The sequence below is a fragment of the Denitrobaculum tricleocarpae genome, from assembly GCF_007004665.1.
GTDB lineage: Bacteria > Pseudomonadota > Alphaproteobacteria > Kiloniellales > Kiloniellaceae > Denitrobaculum > Denitrobaculum tricleocarpae.
The window spans coordinates 211,341-227,307 of the sequence record NZ_ML660052.1 but is presented as its reverse complement, the minus strand read 5'-3'; the positions used below and the strand labels follow the sequence as shown (position 1 = coordinate 227,307).

12 protein-coding genes and 1 pseudogene are annotated in these 15,967 nt (G+C 60.9%); 9 read left to right on the top strand and 4 right to left on the bottom strand.

Going from position 1 to position 15,967, the window contains the following annotated elements:
* Positions 1–106 precede the first annotated feature (106 nt).
* On the top strand, positions 107–4,678 hold the full coding sequence (gltB, locus tag FKG95_RS01020; RefSeq protein WP_142894280.1) for a glutamate synthase large subunit: 4,572 nt from the start codon (positions 107–109) through the stop codon (positions 4,676–4,678).
* Positions 4,679–4,909: 231 nt separating this feature from the next.
* On the top strand, positions 4,910–5,578 hold the full coding sequence (locus FKG95_RS01015) for a glutathione S-transferase family protein (RefSeq protein WP_142894277.1): 669 nt from the start codon (positions 4,910–4,912) through the stop codon (positions 5,576–5,578).
* Between the two features lie 11 nt (positions 5,579–5,589).
* Here the strand turns inward: FKG95_RS01015 and FKG95_RS01010 are convergent, their stop codons facing one another.
* On the bottom strand, positions 5,590–6,444 hold the full coding sequence (locus tag FKG95_RS01010; protein ID WP_142894275.1) for a nitroreductase family protein: 855 nt from the start codon (positions 6,442–6,444) through the stop codon (positions 5,590–5,592).
* A 21-nt stretch (positions 6,445–6,465) separates the two neighbouring features.
* Entirely contained in the window at positions 6,466–7,215 is a 750-nt protein-coding gene (locus tag FKG95_RS01005; RefSeq protein WP_142894273.1) for a tetratricopeptide repeat protein, read from the bottom strand.
* A gap of 191 nt (positions 7,216–7,406) precedes the next feature.
* Between FKG95_RS01005 and FKG95_RS01000 the strand changes: the two genes are divergently transcribed.
* Complete coding sequence (locus FKG95_RS01000; protein WP_142894271.1) at positions 7,407–8,279, top strand: SDR family oxidoreductase; 873 nt, start codon at positions 7,407–7,409, stop codon at positions 8,277–8,279.
* Positions 8,280–8,339: 60 nt separating this feature from the next.
* Here FKG95_RS01000 and FKG95_RS00995 read toward each other — a convergent pair whose 3' ends face one another.
* Positions 8,340–8,996, bottom strand: coding sequence for an alpha/beta hydrolase (locus FKG95_RS00995; protein WP_246116644.1), 657 nt, complete (start codon positions 8,994–8,996; stop codon positions 8,340–8,342).
* Positions 8,997–9,257: 261 nt separating this feature from the next.
* Here FKG95_RS00995 and FKG95_RS00990 point away from each other — a divergent pair, with 261 nt between their 5' ends.
* Positions 9,258–10,454: a glycosyltransferase family 4 protein gene (locus FKG95_RS00990; RefSeq protein ID WP_142894267.1), complete on the top strand. Its 1,197-nt coding sequence runs from the start codon at positions 9,258–9,260 to the stop codon at positions 10,452–10,454.
* Positions 10,455–10,526: 72 nt separating this feature from the next.
* On the opposite strand, the gene FKG95_RS00985 is transcribed toward FKG95_RS00990, so the two are convergent.
* Positions 10,527–10,943: a hypothetical protein gene (locus FKG95_RS00985; protein WP_142894265.1), complete on the bottom strand. Its 417-nt coding sequence runs from the start codon at positions 10,941–10,943 to the stop codon at positions 10,527–10,529.
* A gap of 122 nt (positions 10,944–11,065) precedes the next feature.
* Here FKG95_RS00985 and FKG95_RS00980 point away from each other — a divergent pair, with 122 nt between their 5' ends.
* The 5 genes and pseudogenes from FKG95_RS00980 (at position 11,066) to rpmI (ending at position 15,954) form a co-directional block, all read left to right on the top strand.
* The gene (locus tag FKG95_RS00980) at positions 11,066–11,773 is read left to right on the top strand and encodes a DUF1989 domain-containing protein (RefSeq protein WP_142894263.1); all 708 of its coding nucleotides are present in this window, start codon (positions 11,066–11,068) and stop codon (positions 11,771–11,773) included.
* A 119-nt stretch (positions 11,774–11,892) separates the two neighbouring features.
* A pseudogene (locus FKG95_RS29870) lies at positions 11,893–12,312 on the top strand (contact-dependent growth inhibition system immunity protein).
* 247 nt (positions 12,313–12,559) lie between these two features.
* On the top strand, positions 12,560–14,479 hold the full coding sequence (gene thrS / locus FKG95_RS00975) for a threonine--tRNA ligase (RefSeq protein ID WP_142894261.1): 1,920 nt from the start codon (positions 12,560–12,562) through the stop codon (positions 14,477–14,479).
* Between the two features lie 529 nt (positions 14,480–15,008).
* Entirely contained in the window at positions 15,009–15,497 is a 489-nt protein-coding gene (infC, locus tag FKG95_RS00970; protein ID WP_246116643.1) for a translation initiation factor IF-3, read from the top strand.
* Between the two features lie 256 nt (positions 15,498–15,753).
* On the top strand, positions 15,754–15,954 hold the full coding sequence (gene rpmI / locus FKG95_RS00965; RefSeq protein ID WP_142894256.1) for a 50S ribosomal protein L35: 201 nt from the start codon (positions 15,754–15,756) through the stop codon (positions 15,952–15,954).
* Positions 15,955–15,967 lie beyond the last annotated feature (13 nt).

Genomic DNA, 15,967 nt, shown 5'->3' with positions numbered 1-15,967 from the left:
CGCAGCCGCATCATGGACCTGACATCCGGGTTCGAAAAACAGATCGCTCCGTGTTGAGGAGCAAGGGGTTGTCGCATCAACGACAGCTCTTGAGGGAAGCAAGAATATGGAAAAGACAACCGATAGCCTGAGCCCTTCCAGCACTAACGGCGTCGAATTCGTGAAAGGCTGGGAAGATAACGCCAGCTACCTCACGGAAAATGGCCTCTACGACCCGGCCGACGAGCATTCGTCCTGCGGCGTCGGTCTGGTGGCCACGATCGACGGCTCCGCCAACCGCAGGGTCGTCGAAGCCGGTATCGAGGCACTCAAGGCCGTCTGGCATCGTGGCGCGGTGGATGCGGATGGCAAGACCGGTGACGGCTGCGGCATTCACGTTCAGATCCCGCAGGACTTTTTCCATGAGCATGTGGAGCGGACGGGACATACACCGATCGAAGGCAAGCTCGCCGTCGGCATGGTCTTTCTGCCGCGCACCGACTTCTCGGCCCAGGAACGCTGCCGCGTAATCGTAGAGCGGGAGATCCTGAATTTCGGCTACTCGATCTACGGCTGGCGTCAGGTTCCTGTGGACACGACGGTGATCGGCGAGAAGGCTGCGGCAAACCGGCCCGAAATCGAGCAGATCATGATTGCGAACAGCCGGGGCGTCTCGCTGGAGCAGTTCGAGACGGATCTCTACATCATCCGCCGGCGCATCGAGAAGGCCGCCGAGACGGACTCAATCAAGGATTTTTACATCTGCTCCCTGAGCTGCCGCTCGGTCATTTACAAAGGCATGTTCCTGGCCGAATCCCTGGCGGAGTTCTATCCGGATCTGAACGACGAACGCTTCGTCTCGAACTTTGCGATCTTTCATCAGCGCTATTCGACCAACACCTTTCCGACCTGGCATCTGGCGCAACCCTTCCGGATGGTCGCCCACAACGGCGAAATCAATACGGTGCGCGGCAACGTCAACTGGATGAAGGCCCACGAATGCCGTATGGCGTCCGAGACATTCGGCGACAACATCGAGGAACTGAAGCCGGTGATCCAGCCGGGCAGTTCCGACTCGGCCGCTCTGGACGCTGTCTTCGAACTTGTCGTCCGTGCGGGACGCAGCCTGCCCATGGCAAAAATCATGCTGGTCCCTGAAGCCTGGGACAACAATTCGGCCGTGCCGCAATCCCACAAGGACCTCTATGGCTACAGCAACGCCGTGATGGAGCCCTGGGATGGTCCGGCGGCGATCTGCGGCTACGGCGGGCGCTGGGTGATCGCGGGTCTGGACCGGAACGGCCTGCGCCCCATGCGATACACCATCACCCACGACGGCCTGCTCTTTTCAGGCTCCGAGACAGGCATGGTCCGGCTGGATGAAAACCTGATCCGCGAAAAAGGCCGCCTGGGCCCAGGCGAGATGATCGCCATCGACCTGGAGGAGGGCAAGCTCTACCGGGACCGCGACATCAAGGATTTTCTGGCGGAGCAGCAGCCTTTTGGTGAATGGGTCGGCAACATCACGGCGATCGACGATCTGGTCCGTGCAAGTTCCGACAAGGGCGAAAAATCCAAATTCGACCGTGATGAACTGCGCCGTCGCCAGCTCAGTTTCGGCCAGACCATGGAAGACCTGGAGCTGATCCTCCACCCCATGGTGGAAGAAGCAAAGGAAGCCATCGGGTCCATGGGCGATGACACACCCATGGCCGTTCTCTCAGATAGCTACCGTGCGCTCCACCACTTCTTCCGGCAGAACTTCAGCCAGGTCACCAATCCGCCGATCGACAGCCTGCGCGAACGCCGCGTCATGTCCCTGAAGACGCGCCTCGGCAATCTGGGCAACATCCTGGACGAGGATGAAACCCAGTGTAATCTGCTGCAGCTCGATTCGCCGGTACTCTCCAATGCCGAATTCGGTGCCATGCGCCGGCATATGGGCGACACGGTCACCTCGATTGACTGCACCTTCGACGCCGCGGAGGGTGAGTTCGCCTTGCGCAACGCGGTCGCCCGGATTCAGTTGGAAGCGGAGAACGCTGTTCGCGAGGGCTGCGAGCACCTGATCCTCAGCGACGAGAAGATGGGTGCAGAAAAAGCGGCCTTGCCGATGATTCTGGCGACGGCCGCGGTCCACTCTCATCTGGTCAAGCAAAAGCTGCGCACTTTCATCTCGCTGAACGTCCGCAGTGGCGAATGCATGGATGTTCACTACTTTGCCGTTCTGATCGGGGTTGGCGCGACCTCGGTCAACGCCTACCTGGCGCAGGAATCCATTGCCGACCGCCATCGGCGCGGTCTCTTCGGCGAGCTCTCGCTTGAAGACTGTGTCCGGCGCTTCAAAAAGGCGGTGGATGAAGGATTGCTCAAGGTCATGTCGAAAATGGGCATTGCCGTCATTTCCTCTTACCGAGGCGGCTATAACTTTGAAGCAGTCGGCTTGTCGCGGACTCTGGTCGACGAGTACTTCCCCGCCATGCCCAGCCGGATCTCGGGCATCGGCATGTCCGGTATCCAGCAAAAACTGCTCGATCTGCACCAGAAGGCCTGGAGCGAAGACTTTATCACCCTTCCAGTCGGCGGCTTTTACCGCTACCGGCGCGGCGGCGAGAGCCACGCCTGGGAAGCCGGGCTGATCCACACGCTTCAGTCGGCGGTCGCCAACGACGCCTATTCGACCTACCGAAAATACAGCGAAGGGGTCCGCAATCTGCCACCCAGCAGTCTGCGCGATCTGGTTGATTTCAAACGCGACGGGATTGAGCCTCTGGCGATCGAAGAAGTCGAATCGATCACTGCGATCCGCAAGCGTTTCGTGACGCCAGGCATGTCCCTGGGCGCTCTCAGCCCCGAAGCCCACGGCACGCTCAACATTGCCATGAACCGGATCGGCGCCAAGTCAGATTCCGGCGAGGGCGGGGAAGTGCCCGAGCGCTTCGTTCCCCGGCCCAACGGCGACAACGAGAATTCGGCGATCAAGCAGGTCGCATCGGGCCGCTTCGGGGTCACAGCGGAGTATCTGAACAACTGTCGCGAGATCGAGATTAAAGTTGCTCAGGGCGCCAAGCCCGGCGAAGGCGGACAACTGCCCGGTTTCAAGGTCACCGAGATGATCGCGAAACTGCGTCACGCCACGCCGGGCGTGATGCTGATTTCGCCGCCGCCGCACCATGACATCTACTCGATCGAGGATCTGGCCCAGCTGATCTACGATCTGAAACAGATCAACCCGGATGCAAAGGTTTGCGTCAAACTGGTCGCCCGCTCGGGCATCGGCACAATCGCGGCGGGTGTCGCCAAAGCCAAGGCAGACGTAATCCTGATTGCCGGCGGTAACGGCGGCACCGGTGCGTCGCCGCAGACTTCGATCAAGTTTGCCGGCGTGCCCTGGGAAATGGGCCTCAGCGAGGTTCAGCAGGTCCTGACCCTGAACCGCCTGCGCCACAACGTCACCCTGCGCACCGACGGCGGCATCAAGACCGGCCGCGACGTTGTCATCGCCGCGATCCTGGGTGCAGAGGAATACGGCATCGGCACGGCTTCATTGGTTGCCATGGGCTGTATCATGGTGCGCCAGTGCCACTCGAACACCTGCCCGGTCGGAGTTTGCGTGCAGGACGAAAAGCTGCGCGAGAAGTTCACCGGCACGCCGGAGAAGGTCGTGAACCTTTTCAGCTTTATGGCGGAGGAAGTTCGCGAAATACTGGCCTCCCTGGGCGTGCGTTCCCTGCAGGAGATCATCGGCCGGACCGATCTGCTGGTCCAGGTCAGCCGGGGTGCCGCCCATCTGGACGACCTTGACCTCAATCCGCTGCTCGCGCGGGCGGAAAGCGACGGCCATCCCGTCTACTGTACCACCAAGGGCCGTAATGAAGTGCCTGAGACACTCGACGCACAAATCATTGAGGACGCCCGTGCGCTTTTCGACGTGGGTGAGAAAATGCAGCTGCAGTATTCCATCCGCAATACGCACCGGGCCATCGGCACCAAGATGTCATCCATGATCACCCGGCGCTTCGGCATGAAGGGCCTGAAACCCGGCCACGTCACCGTGCGCTTGCGTGGCTCGGCAGGTCAATCCCTCGGCGCCTTCGCCGTGCAGGGCCTGAAGCTGGAAGTCTTTGGCGACGCCAACGACTATGTGGGCAAAGGCCTCTCCGGCGGCACCATTGTGGTCCGCCCGACCACCGCCAGCCCGCTGAACACCAACGAGAACACGATCATCGGCAACACCGTACTCTATGGTGCGACTGACGGGCGCCTCTTCGCGGCAGGTCAGGCCGGTGAACGTTTCTGCGTGCGAAACTCCGCCGCCGTTGCGGTGGTCGAAGGCTGCGGCTCCAACGGCTGCGAATATATGACCGGCGGCACTGCCGTGATCCTCGGGCAGGTCGGTCACAACTTCGGCGCGGGCATGACCGGCGGCATGGCCTTCATCTACGATGAGGAAGGCACCCTGCCCGACCGGATCAACAATGAGAGTGTGATCTTCCAGCGGATCGAGACCGACCACTGGGAAGAGGTACTGAAATCTCTGGTGAAGGAGCACGTCAAGGAGACCCAATCGCGCTTTGCCGAACGTCTGCTGATCGACTGGACGCACGAACGCGGCAAGTTCTGGCAGATCGTTCCAAAGGAAATGATCGACCGCCTGGAACATCCGGTCGGCGCGAGTTCTCGTGAAAAGCGGGCTTAAAAAGGCTGCTGATAAAGCCAGGGTGCCGTCGATCCAGAAATTGCAATCAGGACGGATCGCACCCCGGTGACAACAACGAAGCAGCATACCCTGTAACTGCTGTAGAACTGGAATGGGCGCTTCTCACGATGGAAGCGCCCAATTTTTTTGAGATTTTGAGTGTCAGAGAGCTCAAGTCGGGTTATTCACTTCGGCGCCGACAGATTTTCAAGAGTTCTGTAATTTTCTGTGATGCGTTACCTCTTTCATCTGCCTATCGATCCCCAATGCCGCAAAATCCGGATCCTGCTGGCCGAGAAAAAGCTTGAGTTCGATCTCGAGGTCGAACCCGTGTGGGAGCGGCGCGAGGGTTTTCTGCAGCTCAACCCGGCCTGCGAAGTCCCGGTTCTGACCGAAACGGACGGCACCGCCATTTCCGGGGGACCGGTGATCGCGGAGTATCTGGAAGATGCCTACGACGAGACTTCGTTTCTGGGCAAGACGCCTACGGAACGGGCGGAGACCCGGCGCATGGTGCTCTGGTTCGAGGGCAAGTTTCACCGGGAAGTCACGGCCAATCTGGTCGAGCAGAAGGTAACGAAACGCCTGTATAAGAGCGGCCAGCCCGACTCAGGGGCGATCCGAGCCGGACACAGCAACATTCACTACCATCTTGAATACATTGCCTGGCTCTGCGACCGGCGCCGCTGGCTCTCGGGGGATTCCTTCTCGCTCGCCGACATTGCCGCCGCCGCCCAGCTCTCATGCCTGGATTTCATCGGCGACGTGCCCTGGGAAAAGCATCCGGATGCAAAAGACTGGTACGCGCGCGTGAAATCCCGTCCCAGCATGCGGCCGATCCTGGCCGATCACGTCGTCGGCACCAAACCGCCCGAGCACTACGCCGACCCGGACTTTTAACGCGCAACCTGTCAATCCAGGCGGAAACCCTTGCGCCGGATAAAACGGCCGAAATCGGCACGTTCCGGGCGGCTGTATTGGCGCGCTTTGTCTTCCGACCAGCCATAGTCCTCGACCGGAACACACTCCGAAGCGAAGCGTTCCTGCTCGTAGGGTTGCGATTCGGCGCGCCGTTGGTCGTAGGCGGCAATGGTCTCCCCGGCTTCCTCATCGCGAAAGCGATCGTGATGGATGGTCGCCGAAAGCGGCAGACGTAGGCTCGGCTCGCCTGGTTCCAAAGGACGGCCGACCGCCAAGGCCGCGACCGGGAATACCAGATCAGGCAAGTCGAGGAGGTCACTTGCCTCCCGGGCACGGTTGCGGATCGCGGAGATGGGACAGGTGCCGAGCCCGGCGGCCTCCGCCGCGAGGACAAAAGCCGTCAGGGCAATCGCGGCATCGACGCTGGCGTTGAAGAAAGCATCGAGGTGATCGTTGGCAAAGGCATGACCCCGCAATTCATGAAGACTGCGCTGCCGCCGGTGATTGCCGCAGAAAACAATCAGCGCCGGCGCACCCTCGACCCATGCCTGATCGGACAGAATATCTTTCAGGGCACGCATCTGCTGCGCGTCCGTTACGATGATGATATCGCGCTGTTGCAGGTCGCTCTTGGTCGGCGCCGCGAGGGCAAGTCCCGCGAGCAGTTCAAGCTGTGCCAAGGGTGGCGGCGCCGGCGCGAAGCGGCGCACCGAGCCGCGCCCCGCCAGCTGCGTCCAGAACGCCGGCACCGGATCTTCCGCCGCTAGGTCCGTACTTTCGATCCTTGCGCTGGCATCGCCATAGCGCGCATCCAGCTGCGCGAAGAGTCTCTCAAGATCTGCCATGACGTCTCCCCAGGCAAAGCGTTACTCGACCTTCACATCGAGCTTTTCCAGGTTCTTCTGGGCGGCATCGCCGGTCGGCGTGCCCTCGGCAACCCGCGCGGCGGTCAGCCAATCGGTTCTGGCGCCCTGTTCGTCGCCTCCGAGACGCCGCAGAATCCCCCGCTCAAGCAGAGCTTCGGCATTTTCGGGCCGCAATGTGAGCGCACGGTTGACATCTTCCAGTGCCAACTCGTTGGCGTCCAGATAGCGGTAAGCCGTGGCACGGAAAATCAGCACATCGACGCGCTCCGGGGCCAGCTCTTCGGCCAGGTTGAGATCATCGATGGCTTCCCAGTAGTTCGAGGCCGCCGCCAGGGAGACGCTGCGGTCGATCAGCAGCTCGACATTTTCCGGATCGAGCTTCAGCGCCGCCGTCAGCACCTGATAGGAACGCTCGACGTTGCCATCCAGCAACCAGCCTTGGGCCGCCTGCGCCAGCACGTCGGCGCGCAGTGCGTTCGGCGAGCCGGTCATGTTCTGTGCCAACGCCTCCAGACGCTCCGCCGCCTTCCTGTACTGCCCGAGTCCGATCAGCGCGACATTGCCGCAATGGCGCGCCGCATCGCCGCCGCCCTGGGATTCCCACGCCAGCGCGGCCTCGAACGCCTCCTCCGGCTGGATCTGGCTCAATTGCATGCAGGCGGCATACTGTTCGGCGTGATCGATCTCCTGCGCGGATGCGGGCAACAGTGCCTGCACCACGAACAGCAAAGCCGTCAGACCGACGGTCACATCCGCTATCCTGGAAAACGCCAAATCAACACCCCAAAATCACTTCAAATCAGACCTGTTCGGTGTCATATCTTCGAACCGGGCGCTTAAAATCGGCTGTCGAGACACCATGATCAAGTGCGAAGTTGGTGGCATGCGCCGATAACCGCAATCAATCCCGAACCCACATAGGCAGGGCAGAAGCAGAGTTTATGAGCCAAACCCAAAACCATCTCTTTTGCTTCGGTCTGGGCTTTTCCGCCCGGACAATCGCCAAGCGCCTGCAGGCAAAGGGCTGGAGAATCACGGGCACGACCCGCACGCCGGAGAAAAAACACGCCCTTGCAGAGCAGGGCTTTGATCACGTTGTCATCTTCGACCGAGATCGGTGCCTGGACGATGCTTCACAGACCCTCCACGACGTCACCCATGTCCTGATTTCGGCGGGACCGGACGCCGAGGGAGACTCGGTGATTAATCAGCACGCCGCCGACATCGCGGCCATGCCCGGGCTGAAATGGCTTGGCTACCTCTCGACCACAGGGGTCTATGGCAATCACGACGGCGCCTGGGTCGATGAAGACGCGCCCTTGAGCCCCAGCAGCCCGCGCAGCGAATACCGGGTCGCCGCCGAGCGCGCATGGCTGGACCTCTATGCCGAACAGGCGCTCCCGGTCCACCTCTTCCGCCTGGCCGGAATCTACGGACCCGGCCGCAGCCTGCTGGATACGGTCAAAGCCGGGAAAGCCAAGCGCATCGACCGGCCGGGACAGGTCTTCAGCCGCATCCACGTGGAAGACATCGCAAGCGTGCTGGAGGCCTCCATCGCCAGGCCCAACCCGGGGCGCATCTACAACGTCTGCGACGACAAGGCCGCCTCTCCGGCGGAAGTCACCGCCCATGCCTGCGCGTTGCTGGGGGTGGAGCCGCCGCCCCTGGTGCCCTTCGAGGAAGCCGGGCTCTCGCCCATGGGCCGCACCTTCTGGCTCGACAACAAGCGGGTCTCGAACAGGCGCCTGCACGAGGAGTTAGGCGTGGAGCTGCGCTACCCGGACTACAAAGCCGGACTGGCGAGTTTGTTGTAGGCGTGGTGCCGGTTCGACGCTCGTCGAACCTAATCAAAAAAAACACGCCGTCAAAAGCGCCTAACCCACTTCTGCCACCAATTCATCCAATACCCGCATCAGCCGGGCGAGATCCTCGGGCTCCGAGAGCCGGTGGTCGCCCTTCTTGACCAGGGTCACCTCGACGTCTTCGCTCTCCAGGGCATCGGTCAGGCGCAGGGCGGTCTTCCAGGGTACGTCGTCATCGCGCATGCCCTGCAGCAGACGCACGGGACAGCGAATCGGCAGCGGCGCGCGCAGTAGCAGGTGTTCGCGCCCGTCTTCAATCAGCGCACGCGTGATAATGTAAGGATCGTCACCGTATTCACTGGGCTGCTCGAAACGGCCCGTACTCAGAACCTGATCCCGTTGTTCTTGCGTGAATTCCGCCCACATCAGGTCCTCGGTGAAATCCGGCGCCGCGGCAATGCCGATCAGGCCCGCGATCTGCTCGCGCCTAGCCAGTGCCGCCAGCAGCATGATCCAGCCGCCCATGGAGGAACCCACCAGAATCTGCGGCCCGTCGGTCAGGTCATCGAGCACAGCGACTGCGTCCTCGGCCCAGCGGCCAATCGTCCCATCCGCGAAGTTCCCCGAGGACTGGCCATGACCCAGATAGTCAAAGCGGAGAAAGTCCAACCCCCGCCCACGGCAGTGTTCTTCCAGCGTCAAGGCCTTGCTTCCGGTCATATCCGACATGAAGCCGCCCAGAAATACGACACCGGGTTGCGCAGATCCGCTTTTATCGCTCGAGATCTTATGATACGCGATGCTCGCGCCGTCTTTGCGTGTTAAAGTTTTAGGATTCGGGGACTGAGCGTCGGGCTTTGCGTCCCGATGGGAATCTGGCTGCTGGCTGGCCGAGGAAACTTGGCTACCCGGGAGCTCTTGGCTTGAGGACTTCGGTCCTGTGGGGAATTCTGCGGAAGACATGAACGTTCAATCACCTATGGCCTGGCAATGACAACTGTCACGCAGGTTATCACCCCAGCAGCCGGGACAAAAGATGGCGCGCCGACGGTTCTGCAGGTTGTTCCAAGCCTGGTCACGGGCGGTGTGGAGCGCGGCGCCGTGGATATGGCCGCCGCACTGACCAAGGCCGGCGGGACGGCCATCATCGCGTCCGAGGGCGGCCACCTGGAGTACGAGCTGCAGCGGATCGGCGCGACTCACCTGCGTCTGCCCATGGCCTCCAAGAATCCACTGGTGATGGCGCGCAACGTCACGCGCCTGAAAAAGGTCATCCTCGAGCACGACGTGGACATCGTCCATGCCCGTTCCCGGGCGCCTGCCTGGTCCGCCTACTTCGCGGCCAAGGGCACCGGGCGGCACTTCATAACCACCTTTCACGCGCCCTACAACATCGGCAACGGTTTCAAGCGGCGCTACAACGCGATCATGACCAAGGGCGAGCGGGTCATCGCGATCTCCCAGTTCATCGCGGCGCACATCGAAGAGAACTACAAGGTCGAGCGCACCAAGCTGCGGGTCGTGCAGCGCGGCGTCGACCTGCGCCACTTTGACCCGGATCAGGTCAGCGCCGAGCGGGTGATCAAGCTGGCGACCGACTGGCGCCTGCCGGACGGCGTGCCGCTGGTCATGCTGCCGGGCCGACTGACCCGCTGGAAAGGCCAGACGATCCTGCTCGAGGCCCTGAAGGAACTCCGCGACTTGGACTTCTGCTGCGCCCTGGTGGGTTCGGACCAGGGCCGGACCAGCTACCGTCAGGAGCTGGAGCGCCAGATCATCGCCAACGACCTGGCCGGCAAGGCCTTCATCTTCGACAACTGCACCGATATGGCGGCGGCCTACATGCTGTCCGACGTGGTGGTCTCCGCCTCCACCGACCCGGAGGGCTTCGGCCGCGTGGTCAGCGAGGGTCAGGCCATGGGCCGCCCGGTGGTGGCCAGCGATCACGGCGGCGCCCGCGAGCAGGTGATCCCCGGCACCACAGGCTTCCTGTTTGAGAACAACGACGCCTCCTCCTTCGCGAAAGCACTGCGCACGGCCCTGACCCTCAGCACCGAGGAGCGCGCCAAGCTCTCCCAGATCGCCATCAACCGCGTGCAGACCCTCTTCTCCAAGGACCGCATGTGCAACGCCACGCTCGGGCTCTACAACGAGCTGATGCGCAAGGATGCCCACAAGATCGGGTGATGCACATGAGACTGGGTGAAGCGCGGAGAGTCGGCTGTCTGCCCGCATCCAGCCAGCCCGCAGCCAGCGCGTTCAACGATCAAAAATGAAGAGGTACTTTTTCAGGGCCATCAGCATTTTGCGCGTATGCTTGAAGTCGGGAAAGTTAGCCGAAACATCGATTTTGTAGGTCTCGTCCCGCGTGACGATATGCAGCTCTCGCTTGGTGAAAGTGCCGCCCGTGCCCGCGCCATAGGCTTTGTGCGCGCGTTTTTTGATGAAAAAGGAGTCTTCGATGTCGCTCCAGGCATAGCTGCGGTCCTCCCCATACCTGCGCTTGAGCCGCAAAGACTCAGTTGAAATGTCGATTTCCGTGACAGGGTTCAGACGGAAGCTGTTGGCGAAGTGCCCACGCTCCCAGATGGACATCCGCCTGAAAGACTCGGTCAAGGACCTGAACTCAGCCTTCTTGGCCGCCGCCTTGAGCTCTGCTCCAGCCTCATTCGACACGCCGTTTTCCCTCTCATGCCGGGTTGGTTGTTTGAACCTGCTTTGACCGAGATGTGCACCCCGGTCGACTTCTACTAGACTGGAGAGGGAAATAACCTGATTTGACGATGCCAGGAGAAGCCATGAGCCCCACCCGAGCCTCAGCAGGCGCCGCCCCCTACCGCGCCGCGCAGCCCGACGGCAGCAATCCGACCGCCGACAATCCGATCGCCCCGGACGGCACGCCACAGCTCGATCGGGACTATCTCATCCCCGCCCGCCAGGGCCGGGCCGTCCGCCTGAAGCGCGGCCAGCGCCTCACGATCACCAATCCCCAGGGCCATCAGGTCTGCGATTTCTTCGCTATCACAGCAAATTCCCCGGCGGAATTCCTCTCCATGGAGCACTGCCGCACCGCCTTGGGCCGCATCTTTGTGAAGTCAGGCGACCGCCTGGTCACCAACCGCCGCCGCCCCCTGATCGAGATCGCGGAAGACAGCTCCCCCGGAGTCCACGACATCCTGATCGCCGCCTGCGACCACACCCGCTACCAGCAACTCGGCTGTACCGACTACCACGACAACTGCGCCGACAACTTCCGCATGAGCCTCGCCGCCATCGGCGAAACCCCGCGCCACGTGCCCTGCCCCTTCAACATCTGGATGAACATCCCGGTCGCCAAGGACGGGACGTATGACTGGGCAGCCCCGGTGTCAAAGCCGGGGGATTATGTGGTGCTGCGGGCACTGGAGGATTGCATCGCGATCATGTCCGCCTGCCCGCAGGATATGACCAGCGTGAATGGCGTAGGGACGGTTCCGGCGGAATTGGTGGTCAAGGTAGGTGAATAAACATGGAATCTTTGAAAAAAACCGAGTCGGGACCGATCGGATCACTTGTTGAGCTGAGGACACGAATGCTAGACGATCAAAGCGAGAAAAAACAACTCGACTAGCGGTGGGCCGCCAAATTGAATGCCACTCTTGAAGAACTTGAAAATCAGATATGGAGAGAGCCGGAGTTCGATTCTCATTTGGTTCTGACTTGCCACGAACTTCGGCGCAAACCTCTAGAGGAGTTCACCGTCGAGGATCTCCGAATCATGATCGGCCAGAACATCGGCTGAAAGCACCTGATGCCAAAAGCGCTTGATGTCCTCAAGAGAGCCCCCTTCACTGAGGGGGATTTCTATCCGGGCGATTTGCTTGCAAATGTCATCTCGGCTGAAAGCGACTATTTTCGAAGCAACCACGAATTCACATGTGAACTGGTAAGCATTTCCAAAGCTGCGATCCAGCAAATTGACAGAAATGGGATAGAACTCTCTTCACGCAAAGAAGAGATGCGGCATTGGCTTACGACTTTCATAGATAAATTCCCTGACAAATAGTCTGCCTGATAAAAACACTATCTGTTCAAACGCGACGGAAAGAACGCCGTCGTAGGCTCGAAGTCGGTTCAATCGCGTAATGCCGATTAACCTGCGACGTTTCCGCAGCCTGATCCCCGATGGCGTCCTAAGCCCCCACCATTCTTGACAGTCCCTGGAATCCTTCTACATTGCGCGTTTCGCACTGCGGCAGAGCTGCGGTGGTTGTTTTCATGTCCAGACACAAGAGGTTAAGAAGCTAAGTTTCATGGTTGCAATCAATCTGCCCGACGGAAGTCGGCGCGATTTCGAAGCGGCGGTTTCCGGCGCCGAAATCGCCGCCGCCATCGGCCCGCGCCTGGCGAAAGACGCCCTGGCGCTGAAGGCTGACGGCACGGTCAAGGATCTGGCCTTTCTTGTCGAGCAGGACACCACCGTCGAAATCGTCACGACCAAGCACGAGGACAGCCTTGAACTGCTGCGTCACGACTGCGCGCATGTGCTGGCCGAGGCCGTGCAGGAGCTCTATCCCGAGACCCAGGTGACCTTCGGCCCCGCGACCGAAAACGGCTTTTTTTACGACTTCGCGCGCAAGGAGCCCTTCACGACCGAGGACCTGGAGGTCATCGAAAAGCGCATGCATGAGATCGTCGACCGCGACGAGGCCATCACGCGCGAGGTCTGGGACCGGGATGACGCCATCCGCCTCTTCATGGAGATGGGCGAGAAATACAAGGCCGAGCATATCGAGACCCTGCCCCGCGACGCGGAGATCTCGATCTACCGGCAGGGCAACTGGCTCGACCTCTGCACGGGGCCGCACCTGCCCTCCACCGGCAAGCTGGGCCACGCCTTCAAGCTGCTGCGGGTGTCCGGCGCCTACTGGCGCGGCGATTCCAAGAACGAGCAGTTGCAGCGCATCTACGGCACCTGCTGGGCGAGCGAAAAGCAGCTGAAAGCCTACCTCCACATGATGGAAGAGGCCGAAAAGCGCGACCACCGGCGCCTGGGCAAGGAGATGAACCTCTTCCACCTGCAGGAAGAGGCGGTCGGCTCGGTCTTCTGGCACCCCAAGGGCTGGGAGCTTTACCGGGCGGTTGAGCGCTACATCCGCGCGCGCCTGGAGGCCGCCGACTACGTCGAGGTCAAGACGCCGCAGCTGATCGACCGCTCCCTCTGGGAGGCCTCGGGCCACTGGGAGAAGTTCCGCGAGCATATGTTCACGGCGGTCAGCGACGACGACCGGGTGCTGGCGGTCAAGCCCATGAACTGCCCGGCCCACGTCCAGATCTTCCGTCAGGGTCAGACCAGCTACCGCGACCTGCCCCTGCGCATGGCCGAATTCGGCAACTGCCACCGCAACGAGCCCTCGGGCGCGCTGCACGGCCTGATGCGGGTGCGCGCCTTTACCCAGGACGACGCCCATATCTTCTGCACGGAAGACCAGATTAACAGCGAGACGGTGATCTTCTGCGAGCTGCTGTCCAGCATCTACAAGGATCTGGGCTTCGAGGACTTCGTCGTGAAGTTCTCGGACCGGCCGGACGTGCGCGCGGGAACTGACGAGACCTGGGACAAGGCCGAGACGGCCCTGAAAGAGGCGGTCGAGAAGACCGGCATCGAGTATTCGCTCAATCCCGGCGAGGGCGCCTTTTACGGGCCGAAGCTGGAATTCGTGCTGCGCGACGCCATCGGCCGCGACTGGCAGTGCGGTACGCTGCAGGTCGATTTCGTCTTGCCGGAGCGCCTGGACGCCACCTATATCGGTGAGGACGACAAGCGTCACCGCCCGGTGATGCTGCATCGCGCAATCATTGGTTCCTTCGAGCGCTTCCTGGCGATCCTGATCGAGCACTTCGGCGGGCGCTTCCCGCTTTGGCTTGCGCCGGTGCAGGTCGCGGTGGCCCCGATCACCTCGGATGCAGACGACTATGGCCGTAAGGTGCAGGCTGCGCTAAAATCCGCGGGTCTGCGTACGGAAATTGACCTTCGTAACGAGAAGATCAATTATAAGATCCGTGAACACAGCCTGGCCAAGGTCCCTGTGATCGCAGTCGTGGGCCGGCGCGAGGCGGAAGAAGGCAAGGTGGCGCTGCGGCGTCTGGGCAGCAAGGAACAGCAGATCCTGAGCCTGGAAGACGCCGTCGCCCTGTTGGGGGAAGAGGCGACATCGCCGTCCGGAGCCTGATCGCATTGCCGAAAGGCAATGCGTGAATCAGCCTCCGAGTTTAGAGGATATGGAGAGCGAAAGCTCTCCAGGGAGCCTGATCGCACTGCCGAAAGGCAGCGCGTGAATCAGTCTCCGAATTCAAAGGGTATGGAGAGCGAAAGCTCTCCAGGGAGCCTGATCGCACCGCCGAAAGGCAGTGCGTGAATCAGCCTCCGATAAAAGGGTAAAGAGAGCGAGAGCTCTCTAACATGAAGTAAAACCGGACTTTTTTGGTCCGGCGAGAGGGGAAAATACCATATCGGCTCTCCGGCCCGGCTGTTTTCACGGCCGCGGGTGGCATCCGTTATGGAACAGAGTGACGTCGGGTTTAACGGAATCAATCATCCCAAAACACGATTTGCGCTCTATTATAGAGAAGATGAGGCTGACGGGCGTTTCCTTCGCTTCAGAGGGAACGGCCGGTCTCAAAGAATTATTTGGCTAACGGAGGAGTTTAGCAATAGCACGTCCACCCGTAGATCTCACGCCGTCCCGAGATGGACCGCGTGTGAACGAACAAATTGGCGTTCCAACGGTCCGCCTCGTCGATGAAAACGGCGAGCAGGTCGGGGTCGTTTCCAAGAGCGATGCGCTGCAGCGCGCCTTCGCCGCCGGTTTGGATCTCGTTGAGATTTCGCCCAATGCAGACCCACCCGTCTGTAAAATCCTGGATTACGGGCGATTCCGCTACGAGGCGCAGAAGAAAAAGAACGAGGCCCGGAAGAAGCAGAAGGTCATCGACGTCAAAGAGATCAAGATGCGACCGAATATCGATTCGCACGATTACGACGTGAAGATGCGCGCCGCCAACCGCTTCATCGGCGAAGGCGACAAGGTCAAGGTGACCATGCGCTTCCGGGGCCGCGAGATGGTCCACCAGGATCTGGGCCTGAAGGTCCTGCACAAGGTCCGCGGCGAGCTGGAGGAAGTTGCCAAGGTTGAGCAGTTTCCCAAGCTGGAAGGCCGTCAGATGATCATGGTTCTGGCGCCCCGTTGATGTAAAGGGCCGCCGGAACCGCCAGCCCCCGGCCGGGTGCCCGTACCCGCCGGTTGGAGCGAGCCTCAAACGGCTCTGAAATTGACTTACTTATCAATGAGATAGAATAAGTCATGGAGATCCCTGCGCGCCGCGCCGGGATCTCTTGCATTGCGTGACTTCGGCCGCTATAACCTGCGGCTTCAAACGAGCGGTCGGGCGAAAGGGCATGCCCAGCGGCTCACGAAAGGTTCGTTTCCAACGAAAGGAATGCAAAATGCCCAAGTTGAAGACCAAGTCAGGCGCCAAGAAGCGCTTCCGGCTCACCGGATCCGGAAAAGTTGTGATGAATCAGGCTGGTAAACGCCATATGCTGCGCCGCCGCAGTCAGTCGATGAAGCGCAAGGCGCGCGGCACGACCATCATGTGCGACGCCGATGCCCGGATCATCAAACGCAACTTCCTCCCCTACGCTTAAGGAAACCTGACAG